Source organism: Nitratiruptor tergarcus DSM 16512 (assembly GCF_027946175.1).
GTDB classification, from domain to species: domain Bacteria; phylum Campylobacterota; class Campylobacteria; order Campylobacterales; family Nitratiruptoraceae; genus Nitratiruptor; species Nitratiruptor tergarcus.
In genome coordinates this window covers 1,852,456-1,865,726 of the sequence record NZ_AP026671.1, presented here as the reverse complement: position 1 = coordinate 1,865,726, position 13,271 = coordinate 1,852,456, and the positions used below count along the sequence as shown (strand labels likewise).

18 protein-coding genes are annotated in these 13,271 nt (G+C 35.8%); 2 read left to right on the top strand and 16 right to left on the bottom strand.

Features of this window, described 5'->3' with window-relative positions; genetic code table 11:
* Positions 1-4: 4 nt before the first annotated feature.
* From NITER_RS09835 to NITER_RS09825, 3 genes are all read right to left on the bottom strand, one after another.
* Positions 5-562: a pyruvate flavodoxin oxidoreductase subunit gamma gene (locus tag NITER_RS09835; RefSeq protein WP_084274727.1), complete on the bottom strand. Its 558-nt coding sequence runs from the start codon at positions 560-562 to the stop codon at positions 5-7.
* A 97-nt stretch (positions 563-659) separates the two neighbouring features.
* Complete coding sequence (locus NITER_RS09830; RefSeq protein WP_084274728.1) at positions 660-1,313, bottom strand: HAD family hydrolase; 654 nt, start codon at positions 1,311-1,313, stop codon at positions 660-662.
* Complete coding sequence (locus NITER_RS09825; protein WP_084274729.1) at positions 1,310-2,809, bottom strand: peptide-binding protein; 1,500 nt, start codon at positions 2,807-2,809, stop codon at positions 1,310-1,312. The genes NITER_RS09830 and NITER_RS09825 overlap by 4 nt, the downstream gene beginning before the upstream one ends.
* 73 nt (positions 2,810-2,882) lie before the next feature.
* Between NITER_RS09825 and NITER_RS09820 the strand changes: the two genes are divergently transcribed.
* Both NITER_RS09820 and NITER_RS09815 read left to right on the top strand, forming a co-directional pair.
* Entirely contained in the window at positions 2,883-3,515 is a 633-nt protein-coding gene (locus NITER_RS09820; RefSeq protein ID WP_084274730.1) for a response regulator transcription factor, read from the top strand.
* A complete protein-coding gene (locus NITER_RS09815) occupies positions 3,508-4,551 on the top strand; it encodes a sensor histidine kinase (protein WP_084274731.1) in 1,044 nt (347 codons plus the stop codon). Before NITER_RS09820 ends, NITER_RS09815 begins: the two co-directional genes overlap by 8 nt.
* Here NITER_RS09815 and NITER_RS09810 read toward each other — a convergent pair.
* The 13 genes from NITER_RS09810 to NITER_RS09750 all read right to left on the bottom strand — a co-directional run bounded on the left by NITER_RS09810 (position 4,538) and on the right by NITER_RS09750 (position 13,269).
* Positions 4,538-5,002: a hypothetical protein gene (locus tag NITER_RS09810; RefSeq protein ID WP_084274732.1), complete on the bottom strand. Its 465-nt coding sequence runs from the start codon at positions 5,000-5,002 to the stop codon at positions 4,538-4,540. The two genes, NITER_RS09815 and NITER_RS09810, sit on opposite strands and share 14 nt — an antisense overlap.
* Positions 5,003-5,035: 33 nt before the next feature.
* Positions 5,036-5,392, bottom strand: a complete 357-nt coding sequence (locus tag NITER_RS09805; RefSeq protein WP_084274733.1) for a rhodanese-like domain-containing protein — start codon at positions 5,390-5,392, stop codon at positions 5,036-5,038.
* Between the two features lie 69 nt (positions 5,393-5,461).
* Positions 5,462-5,851 (bottom strand): 30S ribosomal protein S9, encoded by a 390-nt coding sequence (rpsI, locus tag NITER_RS09800; RefSeq protein ID WP_084274734.1) that lies wholly within the window; start codon positions 5,849-5,851, stop codon positions 5,462-5,464.
* A gap of 1 nt (position 5,852) precedes the next feature.
* A complete protein-coding gene (gene rplM / locus NITER_RS09795; protein ID WP_084274735.1) occupies positions 5,853-6,272 on the bottom strand; it encodes a 50S ribosomal protein L13 in 420 nt (139 codons plus the stop codon).
* 69 nt (positions 6,273-6,341) lie between these two features.
* Positions 6,342-6,839: a FixH family protein gene (locus NITER_RS09790; RefSeq protein WP_084274736.1), complete on the bottom strand. Its 498-nt coding sequence runs from the start codon at positions 6,837-6,839 to the stop codon at positions 6,342-6,344.
* A complete protein-coding gene (locus NITER_RS09785) occupies positions 6,836-7,384 on the bottom strand; it encodes a TPM domain-containing protein (protein WP_159445284.1) in 549 nt (182 codons plus the stop codon). Before NITER_RS09785 ends, NITER_RS09790 begins: the two co-directional genes overlap by 4 nt.
* Positions 7,385-7,554: 170 nt before the next feature.
* Positions 7,555-8,988, bottom strand: a complete 1,434-nt coding sequence (gene ccoG, locus NITER_RS09780; RefSeq protein WP_197685263.1) for a cytochrome c oxidase accessory protein CcoG — start codon at positions 8,986-8,988, stop codon at positions 7,555-7,557.
* Positions 8,989-8,992: 4 nt separating this feature from the next.
* A complete protein-coding gene (locus NITER_RS09775) occupies positions 8,993-9,253 on the bottom strand; it encodes a DUF4006 family protein (RefSeq protein WP_084274738.1) in 261 nt (86 codons plus the stop codon).
* A gap of 1 nt (position 9,254) precedes the next feature.
* On the bottom strand, positions 9,255-10,100 hold the full coding sequence (locus tag NITER_RS09770; RefSeq protein ID WP_084274739.1) for a c-type cytochrome: 846 nt from the start codon (positions 10,098-10,100) through the stop codon (positions 9,255-9,257).
* Complete coding sequence (locus NITER_RS09765) at positions 10,097-10,306, bottom strand: cytochrome c oxidase, cbb3-type, CcoQ subunit (protein WP_084274740.1); 210 nt, start codon at positions 10,304-10,306, stop codon at positions 10,097-10,099. The genes NITER_RS09770 and NITER_RS09765 overlap by 4 nt, the downstream gene beginning before the upstream one ends.
* Positions 10,306-10,989 carry a cytochrome-c oxidase, cbb3-type subunit II gene (ccoO, locus tag NITER_RS09760; RefSeq protein WP_084274741.1) on the bottom strand — a complete coding sequence of 228 codons (684 nt, stop codon included), beginning with the start codon at positions 10,987-10,989 and terminating at the stop codon, positions 10,306-10,308. Before ccoO ends, NITER_RS09765 begins: the two co-directional genes overlap by 1 nt.
* 11 nt (positions 10,990-11,000) lie before the next feature.
* Positions 11,001-12,464 carry a cytochrome-c oxidase, cbb3-type subunit I gene (ccoN, locus tag NITER_RS09755; RefSeq protein WP_084274742.1) on the bottom strand — a complete coding sequence of 488 codons (1,464 nt, stop codon included), beginning with the start codon at positions 12,462-12,464 and terminating at the stop codon, positions 11,001-11,003.
* Between the two features lie 115 nt (positions 12,465-12,579).
* A complete protein-coding gene (locus NITER_RS09750; protein WP_084274743.1) occupies positions 12,580-13,269 on the bottom strand; it encodes a response regulator transcription factor in 690 nt (229 codons plus the stop codon).
* Between the last annotated feature and the right edge of the window lie 2 nt (positions 13,270-13,271).

Below are 13,271 nucleotides of genomic sequence, written 5' to 3'. Positions count from 1 at the left end.
TCCTTTATTTCACTTCGTTGTAAGCACGCTCAATTGCAGCCATATTTGCATCAATTATCTTTTGAGGAAATTTTGCTAAAACTTTTTTCATTGCATTTTGAAAATAGTCAAGCTCAAACATTCCGGACACTTTCATCAATGCCCCAAGCATTGGTGCATTGGGAATTGCTCTTCCTATAGTATCGAGTGAAATTTGCATACAATCAACAACATAAACATCTTTTCCCTGCAATTTTGGTTGGGAATTTAGAAGTTCCTCTTTTGAGAGGTGTGTTGTAATAATATATTTTGTACTCTCTTTCTCATTTGCAGTAATATCTGCTGTATATGTGAGGCCTGGATCTATTACGAGTACATAATCTGGTCTCATAAATTTTTCGTGATTGAGAATAGGCTGGTCATCTACTCTATTATACGCAGTCATTGCAGCACCACGCTTTGCCGAGCCATAAAAAGCAAAAGCTTGTACAAATTTTCCTGTATTTGCAACAACATCTGCAAGACCTTTTGCCCCTGTCACGGCACCCTGTCCTGCACGACTATGCCATCTTATTTCTAACATTGTTTCTCCCTCTTGCAATTTTGATACTAAATTGTAATCAACTCCATCTTAAATAACTATTAGAACCTATTATCTCTTAAATAAGATGAAACAACTCTTAATTATTACTTTTTGATAACTTTTTTATAAACAAGACTGCTTCAAATGCATCTTTCTTGAGCCAATGAGCACACCGTTGCAGCTCCTCTTTGTTTCCATATCCGCATAATACTCCAACGCCTTTTACCTCGGCTGCTTTGGCAGCTTCCATATCAAGACATGTATCACCTATCATAAAAGTATACTCTTTATGTGCTTGCAATATATGCATAGCTTTCAAAAGAGGTTCAGGATGCGGTTTTGGATGTATCACATTTTCTCGCCCAATTACTACTTCAAAACAGTCCATTAATCCTAAATGTTGCAGTAATTCAATGGAATAAACACCAGTTTTTGTAGTTACAACTGCAAGATTTGCAAATGTTACTGCCTCTTGCACTGCTTCTTTTGCACCAGGAAGGAGTGTTGTAAAATCTTTTGCTATCACTCTATAGTGTTCTTTGTATGCATCTACAAATTTCTCTACATCCTCTTTGATTCCAAGATGAGTAAACATAAAATCAAGAGGATGGCCAATAAGGGATAAGATCTTCTCATGAGGAGGAGTTGATAAGCCAAATTTATTAAATGCATAAGAAAAACCTCTTAAAATAGCAGGTGTAGAATCAATAATCGTACCATCTAAATCAAAAAGAATTGTATATTTTTTCATGGTTTAATCCAGTCTATTTCATTATGCATTATACCTATCAAAGAAGGCTCAACATTTTGGATCTTTTTATTGACAACCGTAATTGAGTTTGGAATATACAAAAAGATATAGGGAATATCAGCTACAATGAGGCGGAAAATCTTTTTATAAATTTGCGAGAGTTTTTGCAAATTTATTGTTGTTTCTGCTTCTTTGATGAGCCTATCTACCTCTTTATTTTTGTATGAAACGAGATTAAAACCTCCAAGCTTTGCTTCCCCGCTATGCCAAATGGAATATGCATCAGGAGTGAGCCCCAATGCCCATCCAAGTAAAATAGTCTCAAATTTGCGTGGAGTTACGATTGTATTCAAAAAGGCCTGCCACTCCATAGCCCTAATAGTCACTTTCACACCAATCTTAGCCAGTTGATACTGTATAATCTGTGCTGCATACATCCTGAGAGAGTTATTAGAGTTTGTAGCTATTTCAAACTCTAACGGATGCTTTGCATTATATCCAGCTTCTGCTAAAAGTTGCTTTGCTCTAATGCGATTGGGTTTTGGAGCTTTTACCTCCGGATCGAATGCAAACGTACCAGGCATAAAGGGGCCTGTACAAATACTTGCATGAGAAAAGAACAAAATATTTATCATCTCCTCTCTATCAATTGCTAAATTAATTGCTTCTCGTACTCTCTTATCTTGAAATTTTTTATTTTTAAGATTAAATCCAAGATAGGTATAGCTGTGACTTGGTTGTTCATAAATTGCATAAAATGATCGAAAAGCCTCATCAATTTGGCGCTCTAACTGTAAAGGCGAAAGAGCACCAACATCAAGTTTTTTAGATTTTAACATCAAAAATTGCGTTGAAGGATCGGGTAAAAAGTGATATACAATCCTTTCAATGTGAGGAGGGTGTTCAAAATAGTCACTATTTGCTTTAAGTACAATATCTTTTGAAACTTCAAAGCCTTGCAGTTTATAGGGACCTGTACCTATGGGATGCTGATTAAAACTACTTGTCATAAGATCTTTTTCATTTTGGAGAATATGTTTTGGTAATATTCCCATCATCCATGTTTGCAGTGCTTTAAAGTAAGGCTTTTTGTAATGGACTATGAGATGTAAATCATCAATAACTTCTACATCTTTTACATAGCGAAATTCACTTGCATAGGGTGTAAAGATTTTTGGAGAAATTGCCAATTTGTAAGTAAAAAGAACATCTTGTGCGCTAAAAGGTTTACCATCATGCCATTTTACACCTTTTCGCAGTGCAATCCATAATGTTTTTTTATCGAGAAATCTCCACTCTTGTGCCAAGTCACCAACTATTTTTCCATCTTTATCATATTTAAATAGCCCATTAAAGATCCATCCAGCAATCTCAGCACTTGCACTGTCTGTTGCAAGAAGAGGATTTATTCTACTTGGGCTTGCACCAATGGAGAGGTGTAGTGTTGATGCCAATAGTGAAAAAGAAAAAAATAGAAGAAATACTGCTTTTCTCATTCCTAACACCCTCATTTTTTAACGATATCATAACACTATTTTGGTAAACTTTTATACTCAATAAGGAGCAGCTTTGCATATTTTACTCATTGAAGATGATCGTCTTTTAGCTAATAGTTTACGCGATTTTCTTATGAGCGAAGGTTTCCATGTAGATGTTGGCTACAGTGGTGAAGAGGCATTAGATAAAACTTTCCAAAAAAAGTATGATCTCTATCTTTTTGATATCAATCTTTCTGGAGAAAGTGGCCTACAAATCATAAAAGAGCTCAAAGAAGCCGATGACGATACACCAGTTATATTTATTACTGCTCTAACAACTCTTGATACAATTGCGCAAGCTTTTGAATTGGGAGCTATCGACTATATCAAAAAGCCTTTTCCTCCTGAAGAGCTTCTTATTCGCATCAAATCCAAATTCAAACAACCACAACAGCAAAATTTTCTTACTTATGAGAATCTCCAACTCGACCCTGCCAATCACATTGTCAAAGTAGATGGGCATCCTGAAACAATCGGTGAAATTCAATTTAAAATTCTCCAGACCCTCATAGAAAACCGCAATGAAATTGTCCCTAAAGAGCGATTACTGTCTCATATGAACAATCCTTCAGATGTAGCTCTTCGTGTTACAATAAATAAACTCAAAAATAGATATAATCTTCCTATCAGGAATATTCGCTCAAAAGGCTACTTTCTTGAATAGAAGTGAAAAGGAGTCTTTACTTAAAAATTTTATTCTCTTCTTTTTACTTCTCGAAATTCTTCTCAGTATCATTTTTATTTTCTATTATAACGATAAAATACAAGATATCAAACAGCTTTTGCTCAAAAGAATGCAAGTTTGTAGCTATACATTGCAATGCAAAGATTTCCAGTACGATTTTTTAGCAAAGAAAAAAAGCCTTATGACAAACCGCCTCTACACTACTCCAAAAGAACTCTATGCTCTTTATCCCATACCTAATTCAAAAAAATATCTCCTCAAAGTCTCCTATTCACATAAGAATTTCCAAAAAGAGATCGGAAAATTAAAGCAAAATATTATTTATTTGTTCATTTTTGCTTCACTTATTATTCTAGGAATTTCATTTCTACTGACACTCTACACTTTACGCCCTATCCGTGAAGCTCTTCATATCAATCAAGAGTTTATTAAAGATATTCTTCATGATTTTAATACACCAATATCATCTATGCTCATTAATCTCAGTATGCTCAAAAGAGAGTGTAAAAGTCCTTTTATATCCCGCATTGAGCAAAGTTTAAATACAATAGTAGCACTTCAAGATAATCTCAAACTCTTTCTTAAAAACATCAAACCAGACAAAACAAAAGTTTCACTCAATACTCTCCTCAAAGAGAGAGTAGAATATTTTCGATCTCTCTACCCAGATTTAACATTTTCACTCATTGCAAAAGAGGATTTATCACTCATGACACAAAAAGAGTTGTTCATCCGCATTATAGACAATCTCCTCTCAAATGCTTGCAAATATAATAAAAAAGGCGGATTTGTAAAAATCTATATAGAAAAAAATCGTATCATTATTGAAGATAATGGAAGAGGTATCAAAAATAGTCAAAAGGTTTTTGATAGATTTTACAAAGAGAGTGATAGAGGAATAGGAATAGGACTCAGCATCGTTAAAAAACTTTGTGAAGAACTTGATATTGATATTACACTACAAAGTAAACCTGGAGAGGGGACAAAAGTCTATCTCGATTTTACTCACACTTGATACCAAGAATTCTGAGTTTTGGACACAGAGATTGTAGCTCTTTTTTAGCTTTTGGAGCATTAAGAAAATCTGAGCAATTTTCATCTTTTTTTTCGAGCTTCAAAGGATCTACATATATACCAAGCTCTTCTGATTCAATTGCAATTCCAGGAGAAACCCTATCCTCCATATTTTCTAGCTTTACACTGAGATTAAGTTCTTTAGCTTGCTCTAAAGGTATAGCTACATCAATACTCTTTATCAATTTTCCGTCATTATATATATCAAATTTTACTATGTCACTACCATTAATATCATTTTTTTCGCCTACTACTTTTCCATTAATAAATACTATAGCACAATTATCTTGGAAGTAGTATCCCTTCATATCCAGTTTATTGCCAGCTTCAAATGAGATCTTCGCTGCGAAGAGTTCTAAAATTATGGTTGTAAATAAAACTAACTTTTTCATATAGACATTATAGCACAAATAGGAGTATAAGCTTTAGCGCTTGACTGCCTCAAAGCTATTCCCATCAGCACTCCAGGCAAAAATACCACCAGAAAGATGCATCGCATTTTTATAACCCATTTGATTCGCCAAAAAATTACCCACAGTTGAAGTCCTGCTTCCCGTACGACATATGAGAACAAAAGGAGTATCTTTTGTTGGAACAAGTTTTTGAAACTCATCCATAAATTTATCTATATCGTAATTACCATAATCATCAAAGAATGTCAGAAGATGTGAGCCTGGAACTACACCAGTTTGTTTCCATTCATAGGGTGTGCGAATATCGATGAGAACTGCACCCTGCTCTTTTTGCTCCTTGAGTTGAGCTGGTGTAAGATTTTTGAGCATGAAAATCCTTTTTTAAAGATTGCAAAAAATAAAAGAAGAGACCGGCATAAAAGCTGGATAAAGAGGAAATTATCTTTTTGAAAACTGTGGAGAACGTCTTGCTTTGTGCTTTCCGTATTTTTTTCTTTCAACGACTCTTGCATCTCTCGTAAGGAGTCCATGAGGTTTTAGAACTGATCGTAAACTCTCATCCATTTCACAAAGAGCTTTTGAAATTCCATGTTTGAGTGCATCAGCCTGTGCTGCATACCCCCCACCTAAAGTCTTTGCTACTATATCTACACTCTCTTCCATCTTTGTGAGCGCCAAAGGAAGTTTTACACGAAGTTTTAATGCTTCATGCCCTCCAAGCCACTCATCAAGACTCATTCCATTAACAACTATTTTTCCACTACCTTTACTTAGCCAAACTTTTGCTGCTGCTGTTTTTCTTTTACCTGTTGCGTAAATTCTACTCATCTTAGTTTCCCTTTACTTGTGCTGTATGAGGATGTTCACTGCCTGGATATACTTTAAGTTTTTTAAGCATTTCACGGCCTAGTTTTGTTTTTGGCAGCATGCCGCGAGTAGCAAGTTTAAAAAGTTTTTCTGGATTTTTTTCTCTTAGTACAGCGAGTTTTTCACTTTTCACTCCACCAAAATATCCGGTATGTCTATGGTACTCTTTTGCTTCTTTGTTACCAGTAACTTTAACTTTTGAAGCATTAATAACAACTACGTAATCACCGCAATCTACGTGTGGAGTATAGCTTGGCTTATGCTTTCCGCGAAGCAGTGTCGCAATTTCTGTAATCAATCGACCAAATGTCTTTCCTTCCGCATCAATCACATGCCATTTTCTCTCGACTTCATTCGGTTTGAGCATTTTTGTAAATTTCATCTTTTTCAACCCTTTAGCAGTTTTGATGAGTGAGATTGTACTTGCTTAATGCTTATATTTTGCTTAATTTTAGCTATTTTTAAGCTTTTTCATTTCGCGAAGTGTGGAGAGCTTATATTTCTCATAAACAGTTAGCTTACCTTCTTCGATTTTTAGTAGCACATTCCATCTTCCAGCCAGAGGAAGCTTCACTCGTACCGTATACATACCATTCTTTACTTCTGCATTTTTTTTGATATCATATTTGGAAGTATCTGGTCTTGTAAAAAGCACCATTGCTTTAGCATCACTTACAGGTTTTCCATCTTTAGTCAAAATTTTAAATTGAAATGTAGCATTTGGGTAATCAAGTTTTGTTGTTAGTAGTACAACCTTATATTTTTTACTAAACTCTTTTTTCATTTTCATAATATTATAGATATTTTTATCTACCTGCTGATATTTCATCATATATGTATCATCTAATTCTACTGGGTTATCTATTGCGGTTTTAACTGTCCATACGCCTAATCCAATTGCAAATAGTACAAGTCCTATTATAAAATGAGGCCAATAGTTTTTATTCATCCTTTTATATATCTCCTATAAATAAAATTTAAAACAATCAACGCTATTATAGAGTAAAAGAGAATACGCAACCAATAATAAATATTTCTATTCGTATTTCCTATAGCCTCTTTAAGATTAACATTTTTATATTTTGCTATTTGCTCTGCTATTTCGGAATAACCATTTAAGATTGCTGCTTCAATAGCAGCATTTTGATTTTTAAAGTGTGCAGTGAGTAGAGGAATAATACTTCCTTTCCATGGAAGAGGACTTAAAATCTCCTCTTTATCAAAACTGCTTTCTAAATCTTTTGAACTGACAATATCTACTTTCTTGTCTTGAACACTTAATGTCAATAATACATAAGGAGCTTGTAGTTTTTTTGTTAATTGCTTTTCAAAATCTACAATTTTTTTAGTAGGCATTTTTTTTACAACAGCTACAAAAACGCCAACTCCAGTCTTTTGATAGAGCTCATTTCCTATTGCATTGATCTTCTCGATTGTCTTTTGAGGGAGAATATTTTCATTAAGAAGAATAAAGTTTTGTGTAACACCAAACAACAACGTACTTAAGAGGAAAAGGGCAAAAAAAGCCCTTTGAAAAAAACCTTGCAACGGCATCAACCTACATAAGCGTGATGTGGAGTTGCAACTGCCCAAAGAGTAATAATTGCCGTACCGAGAAGCATCCATGCAATAATTGCTTCGAGTTTATCTACCATGATATCCTCCTATTTTTTAATATGTTTTTGATAAATATCCCAACGAGGGAAGACAAAGATCGTATCTCTATAGACCACAATCTTTTTCGGATCATCAACCGCATAAGCTTTGATCTTGATTGGTATTGGTGTATCTTTTTGTGTGTTTTTTACCAATACCTTATCTGTATAGAGTATGACAACTTTTTTCACTTTTTTACCAGGTATAACACTAAATGGTTTACTTGGTCTTGCAATCTTAATATCTTTATTGTTTACTATTTCAAAGTAGTACTTATGCTTTTTATTCTCTGTATTTTGGAAGAGGAATACGTATGTATTTTTTACTCTCCCATCTGGCTCTATTTTATAGAGCTGGCTTGTTCTATTGATATTGAGAAGCATATGCTCTTTTTTACTTCCCATCCAAAAGAGTGCTACAAATGCAATAGTGAGCATAACAATATATGCAATGATTCTAAAGCGAAAGACTCTTGTCTTCTCACCAGTCTCTAATGCATGGTAACTTGTCCAGCGCACCAAGCTCTCTTTTCCTAAAGCTCCCATCACTTTTGTACATGCATCTGCACACTCTAAGCAGTTGATGCACTCTAGCTGCATCCCTTTACGTATATCGATATGGGTAGGACACACTTTTACGCACGATTCACACAAGGTACACTCAGCTTCCTCTTTTTGAGCTTTGAGCTCTTTTTTATTATGCACTATGAGGTTTCCATGCTCATCATAGATGCGTCCACCTCTTTTATAGTCATAGACTGTTTGGAAGGTGTCTTCATCATAGAGCACCGACTGCACTCTTGCGTAAGGACAGATATAGATACAGAAATTCTCTTTAATAAATACTACATCTGCGATTAAAAAGAGAGCAGTTCCAATCCAAAATCCCATTAAAATGGTATGGTTTGCCGGATCTTGAATATATTGGAAAAAGTCCTCTGGTGGTACGAAGTACCAGATAAAATCTGCTGCTGCGATGAAAGCTAGAACTGACCAGAGCAAGATTGCTATAAGCTTTTTCACCTTATTCTCTGGTTTACTCATATCTGGCTCAATTTGCTTATTACTAATTCTTTTTCTCAGATGCAGCAGTTTTGTCTCTATTAAGTCTCTATAAATCACACGAAAGATTGTCTGTGGACAGCTCCATCCACACCAGACACGCCCTCCTAGAGTGGTAATAAAGAAGATCCCAAAAAACAAGATCCAAAGCAAGAACGGCATCAAGTAGAGCTCTTGCATATCAAAGCGCACGAAAAAGAGGTGCAGCTGTTTATGATCAAAGTTTAACAAAAAGAAGTGATTACCGTTTATTCGTATCCACGGCAGCACCAAACTGATTACTGTTACGAGCCCAAATACTATATACCTCTTGTATCTGTATGGTATCCAGTTCTTGAGGTACTCCTTGGCTCGGTTCGGTTTTGGTGCTGCCTGTGTCATTGTATCACTTCGTTACAAATTGATATTTATGAAGTTTATCTCCACCAACAGGTGTACCATGTACTATTATATGCTTCTCGTTTTCAAGATCTGGACCAAATTTTTTGATGCCTAAAGGATCTTTAACCTCATAACTTTGCTGCGCCGTAGCACTTTGTGTTTTGATAGCAGCTGTTGAAAGAAATGCCAAAATACTAAGCAATAGAGCTACTGCTATAAAATATCCTGTAAGGCCATGGAATGACCAAATACTTCTTCCTTCCATTTTACGCTCCTTCACTTAGTGAGCGGATATATGTTGCTACCGCTTTTTGTTGTACTGGAGTAAGTCTACCTTTGAATGATGGCATTTTTCCAATGATACCGTGTTTTCCATTTTCAAGTACTTTTGAAATGATTGTATCGTCGTACTCTCTCAAGTTTGGTGCCATGCCGTTCATACCTTTACCATCAGGTCCATGGCAACTTGCACATGCAGTTTGGAATAGTTCTGCACCTTTGTCATTACCTTTGAAACCATTGGCAACATACTCTGCAACTGCTTCAGCATCGGCACCTGAAAGAAGTCCTGGAGGCATCATACCTAGTTGATACCCAAATTGTCCATTTGGATTTCCCAACGCTTCTGAACCTCTATTTATAACATCAAGAACCTCTTTTTTAAGTAGACGTCTAGTCAAGTCTTGTGCTTTTCCCTCAATTCCTGTTCCATCAATGCCGTGACATGGTGAACATTGTACTAAAAAAACACCTTCACCCATACCAAGGAGATCCTCTTTTGTTGGATTTGCCCATTTGCTTTCAAACTTTGCTGCATGTGCTGCAACTTCTTCGTTATATTCGCCAATTTGAGAATATGCATTGAGAGGATATCCAACAAGCCAATACCATACACCCCAGATTATTGTTCCTATAAAAGCTAAAGACCAGCCAATAGGAGAATTGTTTTTATACTCACCTATACCATCCCAGTTCTCTTCCTTGAGAACCCCTTCACTTTTACCTTCTTTTATCTGCTTGAAGTATTTTGCTGCGACACCTATTGTCAAAATCAAAATAGCGGCAGCACCAAGCAGAGCCAACTGGTTGACATTATCGCTTAACCAATTCATTTTGACTCCTTACTTTTTTCTTCTTCTAAAGGCTCTACTGGAGGAGATGAAAGCTCGTCATCGAGCGCCATCTTCCCATACTTTTCATAATTGCGTTTACCTTTTTTCTCACTGCGATAGAGGTGCATAATGTAACCATACAGAATGAATGTGAGAATAATGATAAATACTATATACATTACTCCCTGTATGGTTTTTGCATCCATTATTGCAACCTGTTAAGATATGCTATAAGCGCCACAATTTCAGGAATTTTTCCCTGTTTTACCATATCTACAAGATCTTGACGCTTTGTTTCCTCAGCAACTTTGAGAGCATAATCAAATGCTCTTTTTTTCGCTTCTTCAAAACTTCCAAGAGGAACATCTACTTTGCCATCGCCGTCAATATCTTTATCATATGGCACATTGAATACTTTTTTCACAGTTAATGCCTCTGCATAGGCAGTTTCAAGATCAGTTACATTTGTAAACATATGTTTATATGCTGGCATGATAGATCCTGGAACTACGCTTGTTGGATCCCACATATGGTTTGCATGCCAATCACTAGTACGATAGTTACCAACTCTATGAAGATCTGGTCCAGTTCTTTTAGAGCCCCAAAGGAATGGCCTATCATACGCATATTCACCATTGAGACTATACATACCATAGCGGTCAGTTTCACTCTTAAATGGTCGAATAAGCTGTGAATGACACGCATTACAACTATCTTTAATATATACCTGTCTACCAGCAAGCTCGAGTAAACTATAAGGTTTTGCCCCAACTACTGGACGTGATTGCTGGGCGAAATCTGGAACGATTTCGATAAGCCCAGCAAAAGCAATGACTACAAATACACCGACTGCAAAGAAAAACGGGTTTCTTTCTAACCATCCAAACATATTTCGCCTCCTTATGCTGCCATCGGTGAAGCAAATTGAGGTTCTTTCTCAATCGCTTTTGCCGCTGTCATTGTTTTATAGAAATTATATGCCCACATAAATAGACCTATGAAATAAAAGAGTCCCCCAATACCTCTTAGTGTATAGTATGGGTGAAGAACTGTAACAGTATCGATGAATGAGTATGCTAGGTTACCATATTGGTCAACTGCTCTCCACATCATACCCTGTGTAATACCAGCAATCCACATGCTTGAGAAATAAAGTACGATACCTGTTGTTTGAAGCCAAAACTGCATTTCTAGAAGTTTTTTGCTGTAAATTTCTCGTTTATAAAATCTTGGAGCCATATGCATAATAGCTGCAATGATCATAAATCCAACCCATCCAAGAGTACCATCATGTACGTGTCCTGGAATCCAGTCTGTAAAGTGTGCAAGTGCATTGACTGATTTGATTGACTGAATAGGACCTTCAAGTGTACTAAGCATATAGAATGTTGATGCTAGAACCATGAATTTGATAAGTGGATTCTCTTTTAATTGTCCCCATTCACCCTTCATTGTAAGAAGCATGTTGAGTGCACTACCCCAAGAAGGCAAAATAAGGATAACAGAAAAGATTGAACCCATAGTTTGCATCCAATCAGGTACTGTAGAGTAGATCAAGTGGTGGCCACCAGCCCAAAGATATACAAACATCAATCCCCAAAAAGATAAAAGTGAAAGTTTATATGAATAAACTGGTTGTCCAGACTCTTTTGGTAAATAGTAATAGATCATTGCAATAATAGGAACTGTGAAAACAAACGCAACAGCATTGTGTCCAAACCACCATTGCACCATCGCATCATTGGTTCCAGCATACATACTTACTGAATGAAGTGGATCACCCATTCCGGTAATAAGATATGTTGGAACTTCCATATTATTAAATAGGTAAAGCATTGCAACACCAAGGAAAGTTGCGATGTAATACCACATAGAGATGTAAAGTGTTTTTTCTCTTCTAATACCTATAAGTCCAAAAATAGAGATACCCCAGAGCACCCAGATAACTACTACTAGAATATCTAGAGGCCATTCAAACTGCGCATACTCTTTTGAAGTTGTATATCGTACAAGCAAAGAGACAACTGCCAAGAGTGCAGTAATGAAATAGAGCCAAAAATGTAGCTTCGCAATACCTTGCAAAAATTTACTCTCTGCAAGACTTACCTTTAAAACTCTTTGACCTACGTAATACCACGTAGCCCAAATACCGCTGAGCGTAAAACCGTATGCCACTACATTAGTGTGGATTGGTCGAAGTCGACTAAAGAGAGTATACTCACCAGCAACATAGTTTAGCTCAGGAAAAGCTAATTCAAAGGCAATCCATACGCCTATACCCATCCCCAATATACCGAACAAAATGGCCAAATAGCTAAACCACTTTGCAACGGTATAATCATACTCGATTGCAGGATTTTGCATCTAATACCTCCTATAGAATTTGTCACAAAATTGACATACCTTTACGGGAATAATTATAAGACAAAGAAGTTGTAATAAAGCTTAAACAGCACACAAATTTTTATTAGTTTGTAATTTAAGACTTATTTAAGTTGATCTTGTAGCCGAGGCCAGAATAGTTGACAATGAGCTCTTTAAAGAGTTTTTTGCGAAGTCTCTTTACAAGGGTTCTAAGAGCGTTTTCACTAAATTCACCCTCTTCCCATACATGTGTTTCAATCTCTTGAAAGGAAACAATATGTTCACGATTTTCTAGCAATAAATCTAAAAAAAGCTTCTCTTTTTTTGTTAATTTTATAACCTCATCTTCTTTTTTAACTTGTGCAGTTTGTGGATTATAAAGATATCCATTACCAAAATCTACAATATGCTCTTTTGCTAGCTTCTTACTAAAAATATCACATATTGTTTGCAAAAGTTTTTCCGGTGTAAAGGGTTTGACAAGATATTTATTGACTCCTATATCAATTGCTTTAAACAGTCTCTCTTTTTCACTATATGCTGTAAGGAGAATAACTACAACATCCTCATCAATCTCTTTAATTTTTTCTGCTAATGTCAGACCATCCATTCCTTCCATTTCAATATCTGTCACAACACAATCGAAATGCTTTTGCTGAAATTTTTCTAAGCCCTCTTTTCCATCTGCAGCAGTATCGAAACTGTGAAAATCCTCTTGCAATACATCTTGCATCATCTGTCTTATTTGATTTTCATCTTCTACATATAAAACATCTAAATTTTTTAAAATTGATACACAATCCATTT